Source organism: Pseudomonas sp. WS 5532, assembly GCF_012985445.1.
Classification (GTDB): domain Bacteria; phylum Pseudomonadota; class Gammaproteobacteria; order Pseudomonadales; family Pseudomonadaceae; genus Aquipseudomonas; species Aquipseudomonas edaphica.
The window spans coordinates 231,052-250,401 of record NZ_JAAQWK010000001.1 but is presented as its reverse complement, the minus strand read 5'-3'; the positions used below and the strand labels follow the sequence as shown (position 1 = coordinate 250,401).

The window sequence follows — 19,350 nt, the reverse complement described above, 5'->3', positions numbered from 1 at the left end:
GTTCAGATTCGGGACAGGGAAAACACGTGGCTGAGCATAAATCCCAGGCACCTGCAGAATAACTAGCGTGAGGGATTTGATCATTACCGCTATAATCGCCGACTTTTCGTCAGGCTATACGATTTCAGACATGAGCCAATCCAGCGACCTTATTCAATCCGCACAACGCACCATCCGCCTCGAGCTTGAAGCCGTAGAAGGTTTACTGGCCCATATCGACGCAGATTTCGTACGCGCCTGCGAGATGATTCTGGCCAGCACGGGCCGCGTTGTGGTGGTCGGCATGGGCAAATCCGGCCACGTCGGCAACAAGATCGCCGCCACCCTGGCCAGCACCGGGACCACGGCGTTTTTCGTGCACCCGGCCGAAGCCAGCCACGGTGACATGGGCATGATCACCAAGGATGACATTATCCTGGCGCTGTCGAACTCGGGCACCACCAACGAAATCGTGACCTTGCTGCCCTTGATCAAGCGCCTGGGCATCAAGATGATCAGCCTCACCGGCAACCCGGAGTCCACGCTGGCCAAGGCTGCCGAAGTCAATTTGAACGTGCACGTGGCCCACGAAGCCTGCCCGCTTAACCTGGCACCGACCTCCTCCACCACCGCCGCCCTGGTCATGGGCGACGCCCTGGCCGTGGCGTTGCTGGAAGCTCGTGGCTTTACCGCTGAAGACTTCGCGTTTTCGCACCCGGGCGGCGCGCTGGGTCGTCGCCTGCTGCTCAAAGTGGAAAACGTCATGCACTCGGGGGATGAGCTGCCCCACGTGCAACGTGGCACCTTGCTCAAAGACGCGCTGATGGAAATGACCCGCAAGGGCCTGGGCATGACCGTAATCCTGGAAGCCGACGGGCGTCTGGCCGGAGTCTTCACCGACGGCGACCTGCGCCGCACCCTGGACCGCACCATCGATATCCACACCGCGACCATTGATGCGGTGATGACGCCCCACGGCAAGACCGCCCGCCCCGAGATGCTTGCAGCCGAAGCGCTGAAGATCATGGAAGACCATAAGATTGGCGCGCTGGTGGTGGTCAATAGTGACGACCGCCCGATCGGCGCCCTGAACATGCACGACTTGCTGCGTGCGGGAGTGATGTAAATGACCAGCGACCTGATGCAACGCGGCAAACACATCAAACTGGCGATTTTCGACGTGGACGGCGTGCTGACCGACGGCCGCCTGTACTTTCTCGAAGATGGCAGCGAATTCAAGACCTTTAACACCCTCGACGGCCAGGGCATCAAAATGTTGATGGCCGCCGGTGTGCAAACGGCAATTATCAGTGGTCGAAAGACACCGGTTGTGGAACGCCGCGCACAAAACCTGGGGATTCCTCACCTGTATCAAGGCCGTGAGGATAAACTGGTGGTTCTGGACGAGCTTCTTGGCCAACTCAACCTAAGCTATGAGCAGGTTGCGTACCTGGGTGATGATCTGCCTGACCTGCCGGTCATTCGCCGAGTGGGCCTGGGCATGGCCGTCGCCAATGCAGCGGCGTTTGTTCGTGAACACGCCCATGGCATTACTGTCGCACGTGGCGGTGAAGGCGCTGCCCGCGAGTTCTGCGAATTGATCCTGCGTGCCCAAGGCAGTCTTGAAGCGGCCCACGCCGCCTACTTATAGAGCGTTTTATGCTGAGCAAAAAGATTCGCAACTTCCTGTTATTCGGGGTCATCGCCGCGCTGTTCCTGGCGGTGGGCTACTGGAATATCAGCCCGGAGCGCTTTCTCGACAAGCCTGTAGCACAGGTTGACGAGGGGCTGATCGACAATTTCGCCACCAATGCCTATACGGTGCAGTTCATGCCTGACGGCAAGGTCCAATACGAGATGACCTCCGATAAGGTGGAGCACGTCAAAGCCTCCGACGTCAGCTTGCTGACCAACCCGGACCTGAACCTGTTCCGCGGCACCGACTTTCCGTGGCACGTCACCAGCAAACGTGGCGAGGTCAATGCGGACGGCACCCAGGTTGAGTTGATCGACTCGGTACGCGTTGCGCGCACCGATGAACACAAGCGTGACACCATCATCACCAGCAGTCGCATGACCGTTTTCCCACAACAGCAATATGCGCAGACCGAGCAAGACGTTAGAATTGACGGCGCTGGCGGTGTATCGACTGGCAAGGGAATGAAAGCGTATTTGAAAGAAAGCAGGATACACCTGCTATCGAACGTAAGAGGACAGTATGAGGCTCGTTAAAACCCTCCCTATTTTGCTCGGTCTGGGCGCAGCACTGGGAAGCGTGAGCGCCTGGGCTCTGCCGAACGATAGCCAGCAACCGATCCATATCTCGGCTGACGATGCGCAGCTGGATGATAAACAAGGCGTCGCGACCTACACCGGTGGCGTGATCATCACCCAGGGCTCGATGAAGATTACCGGCAACACGGTAACGCTGACTCGCACCCCGGCTGGCGACATCGACGTGGTGACTTCGGTGGGCAACCTGGCTTACTTCGAACAGAAGCAGGCGGCTGCCGACCCGGCACCGATGAAAGGCTACGGCAGGACCATCCAGTATCACGCCCAGCAGAACCGCATTATCCTGATTGACCAGGCACGGGTTGTCAGTACTGACGGCAATACTACCGAAGGTGAAAAAATCACCTACGACACCGTCAAGCAGATCGCTACCGCCGGTCGCGCCAATGGCACAAAAATCGGCACACCGAAGCCGCGCATCGACATGGTTATCCAGCCGAAGCAGAAAGACGCTGCCGCCCCTGCGCCAAAACCCGCTGCGAAGAAGACGAACTGATGGCAACCCTGAAAGCCCAGCATCTGGCCAAAGCTTATAAAAGCCGTCAGGTCGTACGCGACGTCAGCCTGTCGATCGACAGCGGCCAGATCGTCGGCTTGCTCGGCCCCAACGGCGCCGGCAAGACCACCTGCTTCTATATGATTGTTGGCCTGGTCCAGGCGGATCAGGGCCGTGTATTGATTGACGACCTGGACGTAAGCCACCAGCCCATGCACGGTCGTGCACGCGCCGGCATCGGCTATCTTCCCCAGGAAGCGTCGATCTTCCGCAAACTGTCAGTGTCCGACAACATCATGGCGATCCTCGAGACCCGCAAGGAACTCGACCGTGACGGCCGTCGCAAAGAGCTGGAAAGCCTGTTGCAGGAGTTCCATATCAACCACATCCGCGACAACCTCGGCATGAGCTTGTCCGGTGGCGAGCGTCGCCGTGTGGAAATCGCACGTGCCCTGGCCACCGCACCGAAGTTCATCCTGCTGGACGAACCTTTCGCCGGTGTCGACCCGATCTCGGTTGGCGATATCAAGCAGATCATCCATCACCTCAAGGCCAAGGGTATCGGTGTACTGATCACCGACCACAACGTGCGTGAGACCCTCGATATCTGCGAAACCGCCTATATCGTTAACGATGGGCAACTGATTGCAGAAGGTGACTCCGCCACTATCCTGGCCAATGAACTGGTGAAGGAAGTGTACCTGGGTCACGAGTTCCGCCTGTAAACACGGTGGTATCAGGCCATTGCCCGGGGCGCGTGCAAGTCAATAAAAACCTCAGTTTTTTTATTGTTACCGCGCTCTAGGCAAAGCCCCTGATATCAGGCATATAATTTGCTTATGTTTGGCGCTCACGCGCCCTGTCGTGGATGGCGCATTGCGCCGGCGAATAAGGTGTTAAGCCCCTGCCATGAAACCATCGCTAGTCCTGAGAATGGGCCAGCAGCTGACGATGACACCGCAGCTGCAACAGGCCATCCGCCTGCTCCAATTGTCGACCCTGGACCTGCAACAGGAAATCCAGGAGGCCCTGGAGTCCAATCCGATGCTCGAACGCCAGGAAGAAGGCGACGACTTCGACAATGCAGACCCGCTGGCCGACAACATCGAGCAAAAACCCAACCCCGACGTGCAGGAACCGTCCTATCAGGAAACCGCCCCTACGGTGGACAACCTTGAGGAAGGTGAATGGAACGAACGCATTCCCAACGAGCTTCCCGTGGACACCGCCTGGGAAGACGTCTACCAGACCAGCGCCAGCAGCCTGCCCAGCAATGACGACGACGAGTGGGACTTCACCACTCGCACGTCCGCCGGTGAGAGCCTGCAGAGCCACTTGCTGTGGCAACTGAACCTGGCGCCGATGTCCGATACCGATCGCCTGATCGCCGTAACCCTGATCGACTGCATCAACAATCAGGGCTACCTGGACGAAACGCTCGACGAGATTCTTGAAGCCTTCGACCCGGAACTGGACATCGAACTGGACGAAATCGAAGCCGTCCTGCATCGCATCCAACAGTTCGAGCCTGCCGGCATTGGCGCTCGCACCTTAAGCGAATGCCTGTTGCTGCAACTGCGCCAACTGCCGGCCAAGACCCCGTGGCTCGCCGAAGCCCAGCGCCTGGTCACCGACTACATCGACCTGCTGGGCAGCCGCGACTACAGCCAGTTGATGCGCCGCATGAAGCTCAAGGAAGACGACCTGCGCCAAGTCATCGAGCTGGTACAGAGCCTCAACCCGCGCCCCGGCTCGCAGATCGAGTCCAGCGAAGCCGAATATGTCGTGCCCGACGTGATCGTGCGCAAAGACAACGAACGCTGGCTGGTGGAGTTGAACCAGGAATCGGTGCCTCGCCTGCGGGTCAACCCACAATACGCAGGCTTTGTGCGCCGCGCCGACACCAGTGCCGACAACACCTTCATGCGCAACCAGTTGCAGGAAGCGCGCTGGTTCATCAAGAGCCTGCAAAGCCGTAACGAAACCCTGATGAAAGTGGCCACCCAGATCGTCGAGCACCAGCGCGGCTTCCTGGAATATGGCGACGAGGCGATGAAGCCACTGGTTCTGCACGACATTGCCGAAGCGGTAGGTATGCATGAATCGACGATTTCACGGGTAACCACGCAGAAATTCATGCATACCCCACGGGGTATTTATGAGCTGAAATACTTTTTCTCCAGCCACGTCAGCACCTCCGAAGGCGGTGAATGCTCGTCCACGGCGATCCGCGCGATCATCAAAAAACTGGTTGCGGCGGAAAATCAGAAAAAGCCATTGAGTGACAGTAAGATCGCTGGTTTACTGGAGGCACAAGGCATTCAGGTCGCCCGTCGAACCGTCGCCAAGTACCGCGAGTCCCTCGGGATCGCGCCTTCCAGCGAGCGTAAGCGTTTGATGTGACGGGCGGGCCATAGCGTTCCAGTGGTGGGTATTCCTACCCACCGCTTTATGCACTGGCAACGAAGGAGAAGCTGTATGCAAGTCAACATCAGTGGACACCATGTAGAAGTCACCCCTCCATTGCGCGAATACGTCGAGCAGAAGCTGAAACGGCTTGAGGGTCATTTCGACAAAATCACCAATGTGCAAGTCATCATGAAGGTCGACAAGCTTCAGCAGAAAATTGAGGCGACTCTCCAGATACCCGGTGGCGAAGTAGTCGCCAATGCCGAGCATGAAGACATGTATGCATCAATTGATGCCTTGACTGACAAGCTTGACCGCCAACTTAAAAAGCATAAGGAAAAGCAGCAGAGCCTTCTTCAAGGCACAGGCCGCTAACACTCCCCACCCATGATCCGACTTGAAACTATCCTGACCCCCGGCCGTTCCCTTGTGAACGTGCCGGGCGGCAGCAAAAAGAAAGCCCTCGAACAAATTGCCAACCTGATCGCGCGCGAAGTGCCGGATCTGGAGATGCAGGATGTATTCGACGCGCTGATCGCCCGTGAAAAACTCGGTTCAACCGGTTTTGGCAACGGCATCGCCATTCCTCATTGCCGCCTCAAAGGCTGCGAGACACCCGTCAGCGCCTTGCTCCACCTCGAAGCCCCCATCGATTTCGACGCCATCGACGGCGCCCCGGTTGACCTGCTGTTCGTTCTGCTGGTCCCGCAAGCCGCCACCGATGCGCACCTGGAACTGCTTCGGCAGATAGCCAGCATGCTCGACCGCAAAGAAGTACGCGACAGACTGCGCAGTGCCAGCAGCAACGAGGCGCTTTATCAGGTTGTACTCGATGAGCAAAGCGGGCAGTAACCATGCGTTTGATCATCGTCAGCGGCCGCTCCGGCTCGGGTAAAAGCACCGCCCTCAATGTTCTTGAGGACAACGGTTTCTACTGCATCGACAACCTGCCGGCGGGCCTGCTGCCGGAATTGGCCGAACGCGCCCTGATCCACACTGAACTGCCGCAGCCACTGGTGGCCGTCTCGATTGACGCCCGCAACCTGCCCAGCCACCTCGAGCGCTTCCCGCAACTGCTCGAGGAAGTACGCGCCAAGCATATTCATTGCGATGTGCTGTACCTGGATGCCGACGAGGAGACGCTGCTCAAGCGTTTCTCCGAAACCCGTCGACGTCACCCTCTCAGCAGCCCGCATCGCTCCCTGGCCGAAGCCATAGAGGATGAGACCACGCTGCTGGGGCCGATCATTGACCTCGCGGATCTCAAGATCAACACCACGGACCTCAACCTGTATCAGTTGCGCGATGCCATCAAGCTGCGCCTGCTGAACCAGCCGGAGCCAGGCACGGCCTTTCTGGTTGAGTCGTTCGGGTTCAAGCGCGGGATGCCGGTGGATGCCGACCTGGTGTTCGACGTGCGCTGCCTGCCCAACCCCTACTGGAAGCCGGAGCTGCGTGACCAGTCTGGTTTGGACCAGCCAGTAGCCGAGTACCTGGCTGCGCAACCGGATGTCGAGGAGATGTTCCAGGATATCTCCAGCTACCTGCTCAAATGGTTACCGCGCTTTGCTGCAAGTAATCGGGCTTATGTCACCATTGCCATCGGCTGCACCGGCGGCCACCACCGTTCCGTCTACCTGACCGAACGCCTGGGCCAGGTGCTGCAACAAACCCTCAAGAACGTCCAGGTTCGCCACCGCGACCTTAGCTGAAAGGAACACCCCCGCGATGCCCGCTCTGGAAATTGAAATCATCAACAAGTTGGGCCTGCACGCCCGCGCCTCGGCCAAATTTGTCGGCGTTGCCGGGCAGTTCCCTTGCCAGATCCGCGCCGGGCGCACGCCGGAATCGATGGTCGACGGCAAAAGCATCATGGCCATGATGATGCTGGCTGCGGGCAAGGGCACCAAGATTCACTTGAAGACGGAAGGCGAACAAGAGCAGGAAGCGATGGACGCCCTGGTTAAGTTGATCAATAACTACTTTGACGAGGGTGAGTAAACCCACCCTTTGAGACAGGTGTGAGGCTGCAATGGCCTCACCCTAATGCGGTATCCATCACCATCATCAAACAAAACCCGACGCACAACCCCAGGCTGGCAAGCTTTTCGTGACCGTTGCGGCGCGATTCCGGGATCACTTCGTGAGTCACCACCAGCAACATAGCCCCCGCCGCCAGCGCAAGCCCCAATGGCAACAGAACCTCAGCCAGGCTCACCAACCACGCACACAGCACGGCAAACACCGGCTCGACCAAGCCTGACGCGGCGCCGATCAAGAACGCCTTGACCCGCGACATGCCCGCGCCTGCCAACACCAGTGCAATCACCAAACCTTCCGGCACATCCTGCAAGGCAATGCCCATGGCCAGGCTGTCGGCGTCCGGCATGCCACCACCGGCAGAAACGCCCACTGCCATACCTTCCGGAATGTTGTGAGCAATGATGGCGAACACAAACAACCAGATACGCGGCGCAATCACGGGTTTACCCGCCGTAACCACCAGCATCTCCGGGCTCGCGCCGGAAACCTTGCGGTCTACCAGATACAGCCCGCACGCCCCCAGCATGATGCCGAAGCTGATCAAACCACTGGCACCCCAAGGCGAGAGCCCCAGGCCTTCAGCGGCCGCAATACCGGGCACGATCAGCGAGAAAGCCGTCGCCGCCAACATTACCCCGGCACCAAAGCCCAGCAAGGTATCGCTCAGCGCTACCGGCATGCGGCGTATGACCAGCACGGGCACCGCGCCCAGTGCCGTGCCGAGCGCGCAGATAGCGCCGCCCTGCAAGGCGCGCAGGATACGCGGTTCAAGGTTTAGCCAGGCCAGCCCATGGGCCACCAGCAATGCAGTCCCTGCCAACAGCAACAGCGAGCCAAACGCATAACGAAACATTCGCCCGCTGCTGATCGCCAGTGTTTCAGTGCCCATAGTCGGCCTTAGATCTTGTTATAGGTTGAATATCAGGCCAGGGCGGCCTGGTAGCGTGCGGCGACTTCCGGCCAGTTGATCACGCTATAAAAGGCGTTGATGTATTCCGGGCGACGGTTCTGATACAGCAGGTAATAGGCGTGCTCCCACACGTCCAGGCCCAGTATTGGCGTGTTGCCGCTCATCAACGGGCTGTCCTGATTGCCACTGCTTTCCACCACCAGTGTCTTCTGCGGGGTGACACTCAGCCATGCCCAGCCGCTGCCGAAGCGGGTCAAGGCGGCCTTGGTGAAGGCCTCTTTGAAACTGTCGAAGCCGCCCAAATGCTCGTCGATGGCTTTGCCCAGCGCGCCGTCGGGTTTACCGCCGCCCTTCGGCGACATCACCGCCCAGAACAACGAGTGGTTGGCGTGACCACCCCCTTGGTTGATCACGGCAGCACGCAGTTTTTCCGGCAGTTGCTGCACGCTGGACACCAACTTCTCTACCGGCCAACCCGCAAACTCCGTGCCTTCGACCGCTGCATTGAGGTTGTTGATGTAGGTTTGGTGATGCTTGGTGTAGTGAATCTCCATGGTTTGCGCATCAATATGCGGCTCCAGGGCGTCGTAGGCGTAAGGCAGGGCAGGCAAGGTGTAGGTCATATCAATGTGCTCCGTAGTGTGGAGTGATCGGTTGCGCCGCAGTACCGCCCAGCAGGCGATGGGTACGCGGGTACTCGCCGTGATCGCTGATGAAATTCAACAGTTCGACGTAGGTCTTGCTGCTCTGGCGCAGCGCCGCCTCGCGCAATTGCGGGTTCAGACGCGGGTCCTGCATGGTCTGCAACAGCCGTTGGTGAATGGCGCACAGGTATTCCGCGCTTTCCTCCGGCTGGTTCAGGCGCAGGTGCAGGTCCGCCAGGTTGTGGTGGGAAATGACGCAAGCCGCCACTGCTTCGTCGGCATCCGCCCAACGCTCGAACAACACTTGCGCCAGGGCCAGGGCTTGCAAATAGGCCTCACGAGCGTCGACCAGCTCGCCCGCCATAAAACAGCGATTGGCCCGTTCGATCGTGCGTTTCCAGTGCTCCATGGTGCGCCTCCAAAGCAGGGTCGGTGATTACACGCCGCCGGCCGTGAGCTTTTCCGGGTCCAGCAGGATCTCCAGTTGGCTACGTGACAAGTCGGTGTGCTCAAGAGCGACATCGATCACCGGGCGGCCTTGCTGATAGGCCTTCTTGGCGATTTCAGCGGCCTTTTGGTAACCAATGATCGGGTTGAGTGCGGTGACCAGGATCGGGTTGCGCGACAGCGCTTCCTTAAGCTTGGCTTCGTTGACCTTGAAGCTGGCGATGGCTTTGTCGGCCAGCAGGAGGCTGGCATTGGCCAGCAATTCGAGGCTGCTAAGCAGGTTCTGGGCGATGATCGGCAGCATCACGTTCAGCTCGAAGTTGCCGGACTGACCCGCCACAGTGATCACCGTGTCATTGCCGATGACCTGGGCGGCAACCATGGCGGTGGCCTCCGGAATCACTGGATTGACCTTGCCCGGCATGATCGAGGAGCCTGGCTGCAAGCCTTCCAATTCGATTTCACCCAAGCCTGCGAGCGGGCCGGAGTTCATCCAGCGCAGGTCGTTGGCGATTTTCATCAGCGATACCGCAGTGGCTTTCAACTGGCCGGAAACGGCAACGGCGGTGTCCTGGGAGCCGATCAGCGCGAACAGGTTCTTGCCGGGGGTGAATTTCACCCCGCTAAGGATGCTCAGTTGCTGACTGAAACGCGCAGCAAATTCGGGGTGCGCATTGATCCCGGTACCAACCGCCGTGCCACCCTGTGCCAGCGCCTGCAAGCTCGGCAGCAAATCCTGCAAATGGCCGATATTGGCCTTGAGCTGTTGCGCCCAACCATTAAGCACCTGGCTCATGCGCACCGGCATGGCGTCCATCAGGTGCGTTCGGCCGGTCTTGATGAACGGGTGGACCTCTTCGCCCTTTTGCTCGATGACTTGCACCAAGTGCAGCAAGGCCGGCAGCGTTTGCTCATGCAGCACCAAGGCTGCGCTGACGTGGATGGTGGTTGGGATAATGTCGTTGCTGCTTTGGCCACAGTTCACATGATCATTGGGGTTAACCGCTTCACCCAGCAAACGGCTGGCCAAGGTCGCAATCACTTCGTTGGCATTCATGTTCGAGCTGGTGCCGGAGCCTGTCTGGAAAATATCCACCGGGAAGTGCGGCATGAAGTTGCCTTCGAGCAAGCCCTGGGCCGCGTCAACGATGGCCTTGCCCTGCCCTTCGCTGATTTGCTTGAGGTCGACATTGACCTTCGCGGCGGCGGCCTTGGCCAGGATCAGGGCGCGAATGAATTGCGTCGGCATGCGTTGATGACTGATCGGAAAATTGTTCACCGCGCGCTGGGTCTGCGCGCCATACAAAGCCTCGGCAGGCACTTGCAGCTCGCCCATGCTGTCGCGTTCGATACGGGTGTTACTCATCGTTTGATCCTTGCACCAGGTCGGAGTGAGAAATAGACGGCAGCAATTCGCAGGTCGCCAATTGCCAGGCAAAGGTCTGCCAGCGCTTGAGGCGGCAGGCACAGTGGGAAAGTTTTTCCAGGTCGCGAAGTGGGCGCCAGGCCTGGTCCAGGCACATGGATCGCCAGTGCCAGGGCAAGGCGATGTCGCCCGCGGTGTCGATCAAAAGGCGGAATGACGTTTCGGCGATCGTCCACGGATGGGTCGCGGTGCAGCACGCCAGGTATCGCCCTTCGTTGAGGTAATGTTCGATCAGTCGCGGTTCATTAGGATCAAGGCCGCAGCGAATCTGACGACTCATCCAACGCCAACTTTCCAGGTACGGATCCTCATGCAGGACAGAACTCATGATCCATGCTCATTCGGTAATGATATTTATTATTAAATGATATTGAGAATCAAAACAAGAGCAGCAAATTGCAGCCATTAAAAAAGGCACGCCATCTTGAGGATGGCGTGCCTTTTTGATGAAGCGTCGCGCCGTTAACTGCCGGCGACGGTCATCCGCTCAATCAGCACCGAACCGGTGCGAATGTTGCTGCGCAGCTCCAGGTCATTACCCACTGCGACGATCTGCTTGAACATATCGCGCATGTTGCCGGCAATAGTCACTTCCTGGACGGCGAATTGAATCTCGCCATTTTCTACCCAGAAACCCGCCGCACCGCGTGAATAATCACCGGTCACCATGTTCAGGCCACTGCCCATCAGCTCGGTGACCAGCAGGCCTCGGCCCATACGACGCAACAGCGCTGCCTGGTCTTCATCGCCATGGGTGACGAACAGGTTGTGCACGCCACCGGCGTTCGCCGTGCTTGGCAGGCCCAGCTTGCGACCGGCGTAAGTGCCCAGCACGTAGGACACCAACTCGCCCTTTTCGACAAACGGTTTGGCATAGGTGGCCAGGCCATCACCATCGAATGAGGAACTGCCCATGGCACGCATCAGGTGCGGGCGCTCATCAATCGTCAGCCATTCAGGAAACAGTTTCTGGCCAATCGCGCCTTCAAGGAACGAAGATTTTCGGTACAGGTTGCCACCGGAAATCGCGCCAAGGAAACTGCCGAACAAACCACCGGCCAGCTCAGCCGAGAACAGCACCGGCACCTCACACGTTGGTACCGGGCGTGCGCCCAGGCGGCTCGCTGCACGTTGCGCCGCGCGCTGACCGATGCTGACTGGATCGGCGAGCAATTCGCCCTGGCGGCTCACGTCGTACCAGTAATCGCGCTGCATCTGGCCATTGGCTTCGGCGATCATCACGCAGCTCAAGCTATGGCGAGTGGAGGCATAACCACCGATAAAACCATGGCTGTTACCGTAGACACGGCAGCCTTGATGAGTGCTCAACGTGGTGCCATCAGCGTTCTTGATGCGGGCATCGGCATCAAACGCCGCTGCTTCGCAGATCAGTGCCTTTTCGATCGCTTGCTCGGGCGTGATGTCCCAGGCGTGAAACAGATCGAAATCCTTCAAGTCCTTGGCCATCAGCGCTTTGTCGGCCAGGCCCGAGCTTTCATCCTCGGAGGTGTGCTTGGCAATCGCCAGCGCCGCCGCCACGGTTTCACGAATTGCTTCCGGCCCACTGGCGGAAGTACTGGCCGAGCCTTTGCGCTGCCCGGCATACAACGTGATACCAAAACCCTGGTCGCGATTGAATTCAACAGTTTCCACTTCACGCTGGCGCACCGACGTCGACAGCCCCTGCTCCAGCGACACGGCTACTTCACAGGCGCTGGCCCCCTGGCGCTTGGCCTCGGCAAGGATCTGCTCGACTTGTTCCTGCAGTGCCGGTAACGCTTGCGGACCGACGCTTTGGGCTGCACTCATGGTTTTCTCCACTCAAATTCTGCTTTCGGTTAAGGCCATCGAGCGACCGGGCCGGACAAGCGGCCCCCGACTGGTTATCATGGCGGCGTTTCTTTGCGGACTGCCACCATGGTTGATTCTTACGACGACTCCCTCGACGGGGAGAAAAGCAAAACCCAGGTCAAACGCGAGCTGCATGCGCTGGTTGACCTCGGCGAGCGCCTTACAACGCTCAAGAAAGACTTGATTGCCAAATTGCCACTGACCGACGAAATGCGCCGGGCGCTTGCGGATGCTCCCAAGCACACCGCGAATATCGCGCGTAAACGGCACATCATGTTTATCGGCAAGCTGATGCGCGATCAGGACACTGATGCCATTCTGGCCTTGCTCGATCAAACCGATGCCTCCACTCGCCAGTACAACGAACGCTTCCATAACCTGGAGCGCTGGCGTGACCGCCTGATCTCGGGCGATGACGCGGTGCTGGAGAAATTCGTGCTGGACTACCCGGACGCGGACCGCCAGCAACTGCGCTCCCTGATCCGTCAGGCCCAGCACGAGCAGGCGCATAACAAGGCGCCGGCCACCAGCCGTAAAATCTTCAAATACATCCGTGAGCTGGACGAGACTCAACGCGGCCTGCGTTGACCCTCTTCCCCGGGTGGCGGTCTTCGCCACCCGAAGCTCCGGCCATTACGACCCCGTGCCACCCACGGTGATCGCATCGATTTTCAAGGTTGGCTGACCGACGCCGACTGGCACCGACTGCCCATCCTTACCGCAGGTGCCCACGCCGCTGTCCAGCGACAGGTCATTACCGACCATCGACACCTTGCTCATGGCTTCCGGCCCATTGCCAATCAACGTCGCCCCTTTGACCGGCGCGGTAATCTTGCCGTCTTCGATCAGGTACGCTTCGCTGGTGGAGAACACAAACTTGCCGCTGGTGATATCGACCTGGCCGCCGCCGAGGTTGGCGCAGTAGATCCCGCGTTTTACCGAGGCGATGATTTCCGCGGGGTCGCTTTCGCCACCGAGCATGTAGGTGTTGGTCATGCGCGGCATCGGCAGGTGCGCGTAAGACTCGCGACGGCCGTTACCGGTACGCGCCACACCCATGAGGCGGGCGTTGAGCTTGTCCTGCATATAGCCCTTGAGCACGCCGTTTTCAATCAGCGTGGTGCATTCGGTCGGCGTGCCTTCGTCGTCGACACTCAACGAGCCACGCCGGCCGGCCAGGGTGCCGTCATCGACAATGGTGCAGAGTTTGGATGCAACCATCTCGCCCATGCGCCCGCTGTAGGCCGAACTGCCTTTGCGGTTGAAGTCGCCTTCCAGGCCGTGGCCCACGGCTTCGTGCAGCAGCACGCCAGACCAGCCCGAGCCCAACACCACCGGCAAGGTACCGGCCGGCGCCGGAATGGCTTCCAGGTTGACCAGCGCCTGACGCAGCGCTTCACGGGCGTAACCCATGGCGCGGTCTTCAGCGAGGAAATAACGGTAGTCGGTACGCCCGCCACCGCCGTGACCACCGCGCTCGCGGCGGCCGTTCTGCTCAACAATGACACTCACGTTGAAACGCACCAGCGGCCGCACGTCCGCCGCCAGCCCGCCGTCCGTGGACGCCACCAGAATGCGCTCCCACACGCCAGCCATGCTCACCGTTACTTGCTGAATACGCGGGTCGAGCGCACGAGTGGCCGCATCGATACGCTTGAGCAAATCGACCTTTTCCGCGCGGCTGATCACCTCCAGCGGGTTATCCGGCGCGTACAGCTGGGCCACGTCCTGAGTGCTGAAAGCCTGCACAGTGCCGTTCTGGCCGGCGCGGGAAATCGAGCGTGCCGCGCGCGCCGCCAGGCCGAGGGCTTCAAGGGTGATGGCGTTGCTGTAGGCAAAACCAGTCTTTTCACCGGATTGCGCGCGCACGCCTACGCCTTGGTCAAGGTTGAAACTGCCTTCCTTGACGATGCCGTCTTCGAGGGCCCACGACTCGGAAATCTGGCCCTGGAAATACAGGTCGGCCGCGTCGATGCCCGGCCCGGCCAGATCACCGAGCACGGTTTGCAAACTGTCGATGGTCACGCCACCGGGTGCCAGGAGGTGTTCACTGACTGAGGACAACAACTCGCTCATAGGTTTGGCCTTAAATTCATCGTTCTGAAGCAGGCCGCTGCGCGCCCTGCGAGAAAAAGCGCCGATGATTGACCACCGGCATGCGCGCCCGTATCGACGCTTGTTCACTGCTATCGCGTTCGGCCAACAACACCGCTTCGCCTTGATCCTGTTGTGTCAGCACACGCCCCCAAGGGTCGACAATGGCTGCGTGGCCAAAGGTTTCCCGTGGCCCCGGGTGCGCACCGCCTTGAGCGGCGGCCAATAAATAGCACTGGGTTTCGATGGCTCGCGCCCGAATCAGTACATCCCAATGTGCCGCGCCGGTCACCGCCGTAAAGGCCGAAGGCGCAGTAATCAACTCCGCCCCCGCCGCACGCAGCTCGCTGTACAGCTCGGGAAACCGCAAGTCGTAGCACACCGTCAGGCCCAAGCGCCCCACCGGCGTGTCCGCCACCACCACATTGCTCCCGAAAGCATAGTCGTCAGATTCGCGATAACGCCCCCTGGCATCTGCAACATCGACATCAAACAGGTGCAATTTGTCGTACCGGGCGACGATTTCGCCCTGATCATCGATCAATAGCGAGCAAGCGTTGGACTTGGCGTGCGGTTGGTCCTTGGGCGGCAACGGCAAAGTGCCGGCCACTATCCATAAGGTGAGGTCGCGGGCGGTCTGTTTCAACCAGGGCAGGATCGGGCCTTCGCCCAAGGCTTCGGCGCGACCGATATCGGCCACGTCGCGGCGACCCATGGCAGCGAAGTTCTCCGGCAGTACCGCAAGCTTCGCACCGCCTGCTGCCGCCTGCTCCAGCAAGCGCCGGGCCTGGGCCAGGTTGGCCAGCACATCGCTCTGGCTGACCATTTGAATTACCGCAAAGGGCATGGGCCGACACTCCATAATAGGCATGCGGCCATGCTACTCCACAGGCTCTCAGTTTGGCTTTTCAAATGGCTTGTCGAAGGTGATTTTTGGATCCTTCCACGGGCCTTGAACCTTGTATTGCACGCTGGCGAAGCGCGAAACACGGTCACCGATCAGCTTGTCGATCAGGAACAACGCGCCGCCAATGGCGGGCGCGCCGACAATCAGCGCGGCAATCGGCAGGTTGTTGGTCACCGGCAACGTGACCAGCAGCTTGGCGTCGACACGGTCAGCCACCAGGTCCAGGGTGCCATTGAGCTCGAGGTTGGTGGACGGGCCGGTCATGGTGATGGGTTCACGGGTGACGAACACTCCATCACTGGCGGCCAGCAAGCCTTTGACCCGGTCATAACTCAAGCCCTTGCCGAGCAGGTCCGAGAAGTCCAGGCGCAAACGGCGACCGATCGAATTGAAGTTGAGCAAACCAAACACCCGCAAGGCCTGGGCGCCACCTTCCACTTCGACAAACTGGCCTTTACGGAATGACGCATCCAGGCTACCGGAGAAACGCTTGGGGCCAACCCAGGCCGGCGAACCCGGCCAACGGCCATCCACATCCAGGTGGAAGTCTTCGCTGGTCACGGTCGGCGCAAAACCCCAGCCCTTGAGCACGTCGGCAATGTTCTTGCCGTCCAGGCGGCCCTTGTACCAGCTGCTGCTGGCGCCGGGCGCGCCTTCCCAACCGCCGGCACCATTAAGCTGCATGCCCTTGAGGCCGAGGTTGAGGTTGTTGAAGGCCAGGCCTTTGGCAGTCGGGCGGATCTTCAGCGACCAGGCGCCCACCAGGTCGGGGCCCTGGAACAGCTGGTTGATGGCGATATCCAGCGCGGGGATGTCCTTGGGGTCGATATCCGCCAACGGGTCCGGTGCGTTTTCGTCGGCCTGCGCGGTCGGGTCCACCGCCGGCAGCTTCACGTATTGCAGGTTGATCGCAATCGGCGCGCCCTTGGCGTCCGGCAGGTTGACCGTGCCCTTGGCCTGCTGGCTGTCGAGCTGCAAACCCCAGGCGGCAGGCTTGCGGTCCAGCTGAAGGTTGGCCTGATCAAGCTGGGTGCCAAAACCGATCAGTTTGCCCACTTTGAAGTCGGCACCACTGAGCAACTGTTTGGCGCTGCCGCCTGGGTCGTTACCGGCGTAGCGGTTGGCGAGTTTTTTCCATGGGTCAATATCCAGTTCCGACAGCACACCGCGAATACGCAAGCCTTTGGCTGCGGGCAACACAGCATTGCCGGCGCCAAGGAACAACTCCCCGCGCCCATCATTGAATTTGTCCGGCGGCGAGGCAAAGGTAAAGCTCGCCAATTCGCCGTAGTCGAACCAGTAACGACGCTCGGCACCTTGCAACGTCATGCGGAACACACTGTCACGGCCTTGGCTGGCAGGCATGCCGAAGGGCGCCGGCAGGTCTACCGCCACACCCTTCATATTGGAACTGACCATCAGTTGGCTGTCGGCGCCGTCCAGTGTGAGTTGCAGCTGGTACGGAATATCACCGGACACTGGCAACGGCTGGCTGATTTTTAACCAATCGGTCAGGCGCTTGACCGTGACCTGGCCCTTGGCGGTGACGCGGGTACTGATGTTGCCTGGCTTGCCATCGGCAACAATTTGCGCGGTGATCGGTCGATCGAATGCCTGGGCCGAGATGTTCTGGCCACTCAAGCCCTTGCTGCTGTCGAAGCGGAAATCGCCCTTGAGCTGTGTCAGGTCCAAGGTCGGCTCCGCCAATTGAAGACGGGCTTTGTCGGTCTTGAAGTCCACCACGATCTTCGGCTCGGTGCCTTTGACCAGCGGAATGTCCAGGTCCAGATTGCCTTGCAGGTCGCCGTCGCCCTTCCAGCCGGCAAAGGTTGAACCCGTGCCTATCGGCGCGTCCTGAAGGATCTTCAAACCATCACCCAGGCCGCCCGCAAACCCACCGGTGATCAGCAGGTGGCTGTCTTTACCGGCCGGTGCGTGGGGAATATTGACGTACACGTCCTTGACCTTGGTGTCGAGCAATTGGCCCTTGCTGGCCAGGATGCGCACGCCGCTCTCCTCGACAAACACTTCGCCATTGACCTTGCTCACATGCGGCCAACCCGGCTGGAAGGCCAGTTCGGCGTCATGCACCTTGAAGAACAAGCTGATGTTGCGCGCAGCGGGCAGCGCGTCATGGTTGAGCGAACCTTGGTACTGGAAGAACCCTTGGTCCACGGCGCCTTTAAGAATTGCGGTGCGCAGCCATTCATCCAGGGACGGGCTCAACACGGCCGGCAAATACTTGGGCGTGAAACGACCATCGCCATCGACCATACCGACCCGCAGGTCCATGTAGTCTTCCTGGGCATGGTCGAAGTGCAGGCGAATCAGGAAGTCGGCAGCCACTTTGCCCTCCTCGCCCAGCACCTTGATGTAAGGGGCAATCAGGGTGAAGCCTTCTTTATCCAGCTTCCATGTCAGGCGCGCGTTGGCCTGGATGTACTGCCAGGGCTTGGCGAAGATCGGGTACAGGTGCAGGGAAAAATCCTTGCTGTCCATACGCAACTCACCTTGGCCCAAATCGCCACTGATACTCCCGGATACGTTCCGTGCGGCTGGCGCACCGAAGTACGCGTCAAAACCGATGCGTTCAAGGTTGGCGGCGAAGCTGAGTTTTTTATCGGTGGCGTCCTGCGGACGGAAATCCACCAACACATTGCGCAACACGCCCGTGGCCTTGAGGTGCTCGATGGTTTTGGCAAAACCTTCCGGCAATGGCGCCAAGGCATTCAACAGCGGGGTAACAGGGGTCAGGTCAAGGCGGTCAGCCTGAAGCTTCCAGGTTTCCTGGTCTTTGTCGGTCGCCACGCTTTGTTGCAGTTGCAGGTGTGATTCCCAGCGGGTATCGCCGATGTTCATCGCCAGTGAATCGAACAACACCTTAAGGCCACTGTCACTGCGTTGCAGGTAGGCGGTCAGGGCGAGGTTTTCGATATGCACAGGTTTGCGGTCGGCGTAACTGCCCTTTACTTGCGGTGAGTTGAGGCGCACCACGGCACTTTGGACGGTGCCTTTGCCCCAATTGAGCCAGAACTCGCCACCGGCTTTGAACTGAGTGAGCTTCCATTGCTGGGTCAGCCTGGCGGGAATCCATTTGGCCCAGTCACTTTGAGGCAGGCTCAGGTAGGCTTCGACTTCGCCCTCTTTCCATGCGCTTGCGCGAATACGGCTACGAAGGCTCAGCGCCAAAGGCTGGCCGTCCGGCAGGGTGACGCGTGCATCCAGGCGTTGGCGGGTGTTGCCGGTATGCAGGCTCAGGCCCACATAGGTCAGGGTCAACGGCGCTTGCTCGAACGGCTGCAATGTCACCTGGCTGTCGAGCAACGACACGCGCTTGACCATCTGCATGCGCGTGAGCAACTGCTGCGGGTCCAACGGCTGGTCATCCTGCACCGGCAAACCTTGCAGCGCCCAGTGGCCGTCCTGGTCTTCCTTGACACTCAACTGCAGGCCGCTGACTTCCAGGTGGGCGATACGCACTTCGCGCGCCATCAGGCTGGCCCAGATATCCGGCACCACTTCAACCTGATCCAGGCGCAAGGCGCTGTTGCCTTCGCCGACCATCACGTCGTGGGCCAGCAATATCGGCGCGAAACCACTCCAGCGCCCTTCGAGGCTGCCGATGTGCAGGGGCATCTCCACCGCAGCCTGCGCCTTGGCTTCAACTTCGGCGCGGTACTCCGCCACCAGTGGGACCAACTCACGACCCAGGCTCACGTACACCGCCGCCAGTACCAGCAGCAAGGCGCACAGGCCCAGGCCCCAACGGGTCAAGGCGGCAAAAAAGCGTGTCAGACGCTCCATGTCAGGCGACCCTCAAGGCAGTTAGCGGACGGCAGATCAACGCCT

The 19,350-nt window shown here is 59.8% G+C and carries 20 protein-coding genes; 11 read left to right on the top strand and 9 right to left on the bottom strand.

What is annotated here, in order from left to right:
• Positions 1-130: 130 nt before the first annotated feature.
• From HBO23_RS01205 to HBO23_RS01160, 10 genes are all read left to right on the top strand, one after another.
• A complete protein-coding gene (locus tag HBO23_RS01205) occupies positions 131-1,105 on the top strand; it encodes a KpsF/GutQ family sugar-phosphate isomerase (protein ID WP_017138232.1) in 975 nt (324 codons plus the stop codon).
• Complete coding sequence (locus HBO23_RS01200; RefSeq protein ID WP_017138233.1) at positions 1,106-1,630, top strand: HAD family hydrolase; 525 nt, start codon at positions 1,106-1,108, stop codon at positions 1,628-1,630.
• 8 nt (positions 1,631-1,638) lie between these two features.
• Positions 1,639-2,211, top strand: coding sequence for an LPS export ABC transporter periplasmic protein LptC (gene lptC, locus HBO23_RS01195; protein WP_017138234.1), 573 nt, complete (start codon positions 1,639-1,641; stop codon positions 2,209-2,211).
• The gene (gene lptA, locus HBO23_RS01190) at positions 2,198-2,770 is read left to right on the top strand and encodes a lipopolysaccharide transport periplasmic protein LptA (RefSeq protein WP_017138235.1); all 573 of its coding nucleotides are present in this window, start codon (positions 2,198-2,200) and stop codon (positions 2,768-2,770) included. The genes lptC and lptA overlap by 14 nt, the downstream gene beginning before the upstream one ends.
• Positions 2,770-3,495: an LPS export ABC transporter ATP-binding protein gene (lptB, locus tag HBO23_RS01185; RefSeq protein ID WP_016974288.1), complete on the top strand. Its 726-nt coding sequence runs from the start codon at positions 2,770-2,772 to the stop codon at positions 3,493-3,495. The genes lptA and lptB overlap by 1 nt, the downstream gene beginning before the upstream one ends.
• A gap of 184 nt (positions 3,496-3,679) precedes the next feature.
• Entirely contained in the window at positions 3,680-5,173 is a 1,494-nt protein-coding gene (locus tag HBO23_RS01180; protein WP_017138236.1) for an RNA polymerase factor sigma-54, read from the top strand.
• A gap of 75 nt (positions 5,174-5,248) precedes the next feature.
• Positions 5,249-5,554 (top strand): ribosome-associated translation inhibitor RaiA, encoded by a 306-nt coding sequence (raiA, locus tag HBO23_RS01175; protein WP_017138237.1) that lies wholly within the window; start codon positions 5,249-5,251, stop codon positions 5,552-5,554.
• Positions 5,555-5,566: 12 nt separating this feature from the next.
• The gene (gene ptsN / locus HBO23_RS01170) at positions 5,567-6,031 is read left to right on the top strand and encodes a PTS IIA-like nitrogen regulatory protein PtsN (RefSeq protein WP_017138238.1); all 465 of its coding nucleotides are present in this window, start codon (positions 5,567-5,569) and stop codon (positions 6,029-6,031) included.
• Between the two features lie 2 nt (positions 6,032-6,033).
• On the top strand, positions 6,034-6,891 hold the full coding sequence (gene rapZ, locus HBO23_RS01165) for an RNase adapter RapZ (RefSeq protein ID WP_017138239.1): 858 nt from the start codon (positions 6,034-6,036) through the stop codon (positions 6,889-6,891).
• Between the two features lie 16 nt (positions 6,892-6,907).
• On the top strand, positions 6,908-7,180 hold the full coding sequence (locus HBO23_RS01160; protein ID WP_017138240.1) for an HPr family phosphocarrier protein: 273 nt from the start codon (positions 6,908-6,910) through the stop codon (positions 7,178-7,180).
• Between the two features lie 37 nt (positions 7,181-7,217).
• Here HBO23_RS01160 and HBO23_RS01155 read toward each other — a convergent pair whose 3' ends face one another.
• The 6 genes from HBO23_RS01155 to pmbA all read right to left on the bottom strand — a co-directional run bounded on the left by HBO23_RS01155 (position 7,218) and on the right by pmbA (position 12,458).
• Positions 7,218-8,111, bottom strand: coding sequence for a ZIP family metal transporter (locus HBO23_RS01155; protein WP_170036273.1), 894 nt, complete (start codon positions 8,109-8,111; stop codon positions 7,218-7,220).
• A 32-nt stretch (positions 8,112-8,143) separates the two neighbouring features.
• Positions 8,144-8,755 carry a superoxide dismutase gene (locus HBO23_RS01150; RefSeq protein ID WP_017138242.1) on the bottom strand — a complete coding sequence of 204 codons (612 nt, stop codon included), beginning with the start codon at positions 8,753-8,755 and terminating at the stop codon, positions 8,144-8,146.
• A 1-nt stretch (position 8,756) separates the two neighbouring features.
• Positions 8,757-9,185: a hypothetical protein gene (locus HBO23_RS01145; RefSeq protein WP_017138243.1), complete on the bottom strand. Its 429-nt coding sequence runs from the start codon at positions 9,183-9,185 to the stop codon at positions 8,757-8,759.
• A 27-nt stretch (positions 9,186-9,212) separates the two neighbouring features.
• The gene (locus tag HBO23_RS01140) at positions 9,213-10,589 is read right to left on the bottom strand and encodes a class II fumarate hydratase (protein ID WP_170036271.1); all 1,377 of its coding nucleotides are present in this window, start codon (positions 10,587-10,589) and stop codon (positions 9,213-9,215) included.
• Positions 10,582-10,977 (bottom strand): FagA protein, encoded by a 396-nt coding sequence (locus tag HBO23_RS01135; RefSeq protein ID WP_138449097.1) that lies wholly within the window; start codon positions 10,975-10,977, stop codon positions 10,582-10,584. The genes HBO23_RS01140 and HBO23_RS01135 overlap by 8 nt, the downstream gene beginning before the upstream one ends.
• Before the next feature lie 134 nt (positions 10,978-11,111).
• Positions 11,112-12,458: a metalloprotease PmbA gene (gene pmbA / locus HBO23_RS01130; RefSeq protein ID WP_138449094.1), complete on the bottom strand. Its 1,347-nt coding sequence runs from the start codon at positions 12,456-12,458 to the stop codon at positions 11,112-11,114.
• A gap of 108 nt (positions 12,459-12,566) precedes the next feature.
• On the opposite strand from pmbA, the gene yjgA reads away from it, so the two are divergent.
• Positions 12,567-13,088 carry a ribosome biogenesis factor YjgA gene (yjgA, locus tag HBO23_RS01125; protein WP_017138246.1) on the top strand — a complete coding sequence of 174 codons (522 nt, stop codon included), beginning with the start codon at positions 12,567-12,569 and terminating at the stop codon, positions 13,086-13,088.
• Between the two features lie 45 nt (positions 13,089-13,133).
• Here the strand turns inward: yjgA and tldD are convergent, their stop codons facing one another.
• The 3 genes from tldD to HBO23_RS01110 are packed head-to-tail and all read right to left on the bottom strand — an operon-like array spanning position 13,134 to position 19,305.
• Complete coding sequence (gene tldD, locus HBO23_RS01120) at positions 13,134-14,576, bottom strand: metalloprotease TldD (RefSeq protein ID WP_017138247.1); 1,443 nt, start codon at positions 14,574-14,576, stop codon at positions 13,134-13,136.
• A 16-nt stretch (positions 14,577-14,592) separates the two neighbouring features.
• Positions 14,593-15,441 carry a carbon-nitrogen hydrolase family protein gene (locus tag HBO23_RS01115; RefSeq protein WP_017138248.1) on the bottom strand — a complete coding sequence of 283 codons (849 nt, stop codon included), beginning with the start codon at positions 15,439-15,441 and terminating at the stop codon, positions 14,593-14,595.
• Positions 15,442-15,489: 48 nt separating this feature from the next.
• Complete coding sequence (locus tag HBO23_RS01110) at positions 15,490-19,305, bottom strand: YhdP family protein (RefSeq protein WP_170036269.1); 3,816 nt, start codon at positions 19,303-19,305, stop codon at positions 15,490-15,492.
• Between the last annotated feature and the right edge of the window lie 45 nt (positions 19,306-19,350).

Coding starts and splice junctions, on each gene's coding strand:
- tldD (WP_017138247.1), bottom strand. CDS start 14,576: ATGAGCGAGTTGTTGTCCTCAGTCAGTGAACACCTCCTGGCACCCGGT.
- rapZ (WP_017138239.1), top strand. CDS start 6,034: ATGCGTTTGATCATCGTCAGCGGCCGCTCCGGCTCGGGTAAAAGCACC.
- HBO23_RS01155 (WP_170036273.1), bottom strand. CDS start 8,111: ATGGGCACTGAAACACTGGCGATCAGCAGCGGGCGAATGTTTCGTTAT.
- HBO23_RS01205 (WP_017138232.1), top strand. CDS start 131: ATGAGCCAATCCAGCGACCTTATTCAATCCGCACAACGCACCATCCGC.
- yjgA (WP_017138246.1), top strand. CDS start 12,567: ATGGTTGATTCTTACGACGACTCCCTCGACGGGGAGAAAAGCAAAACC.
- HBO23_RS01115 (WP_017138248.1), bottom strand. CDS start 15,441: ATGCCCTTTGCGGTAATTCAAATGGTCAGCCAGAGCGATGTGCTGGCC.
- HBO23_RS01160 (WP_017138240.1), top strand. CDS start 6,908: ATGCCCGCTCTGGAAATTGAAATCATCAACAAGTTGGGCCTGCACGCC.
- pmbA (WP_138449094.1), bottom strand. CDS start 12,458: ATGAGTGCAGCCCAAAGCGTCGGTCCGCAAGCGTTACCGGCACTGCAG.
- raiA (WP_017138237.1), top strand. CDS start 5,249: ATGCAAGTCAACATCAGTGGACACCATGTAGAAGTCACCCCTCCATTG.
- HBO23_RS01145 (WP_017138243.1), bottom strand. CDS start 9,185: ATGGAGCACTGGAAACGCACGATCGAACGGGCCAATCGCTGTTTTATG.
- HBO23_RS01150 (WP_017138242.1), bottom strand. CDS start 8,755: ATGACCTACACCTTGCCTGCCCTGCCTTACGCCTACGACGCCCTGGAG.
- HBO23_RS01200 (WP_017138233.1), top strand. CDS start 1,106: ATGACCAGCGACCTGATGCAACGCGGCAAACACATCAAACTGGCGATT.
- HBO23_RS01135 (WP_138449097.1), bottom strand. CDS start 10,977: ATGAGTTCTGTCCTGCATGAGGATCCGTACCTGGAAAGTTGGCGTTGG.
- HBO23_RS01180 (WP_017138236.1), top strand. CDS start 3,680: ATGAAACCATCGCTAGTCCTGAGAATGGGCCAGCAGCTGACGATGACA.
- lptA (WP_017138235.1), top strand. CDS start 2,198: ATGAGGCTCGTTAAAACCCTCCCTATTTTGCTCGGTCTGGGCGCAGCA.
- HBO23_RS01110 (WP_170036269.1), bottom strand. CDS start 19,305: ATGGAGCGTCTGACACGCTTTTTTGCCGCCTTGACCCGTTGGGGCCTG.
- HBO23_RS01140 (WP_170036271.1), bottom strand. CDS start 10,589: ATGAGTAACACCCGTATCGAACGCGACAGCATGGGCGAGCTGCAAGTG.
- lptC (WP_017138234.1), top strand. CDS start 1,639: ATGCTGAGCAAAAAGATTCGCAACTTCCTGTTATTCGGGGTCATCGCC.
- ptsN (WP_017138238.1), top strand. CDS start 5,567: ATGATCCGACTTGAAACTATCCTGACCCCCGGCCGTTCCCTTGTGAAC.
- lptB (WP_016974288.1), top strand. CDS start 2,770: ATGGCAACCCTGAAAGCCCAGCATCTGGCCAAAGCTTATAAAAGCCGT.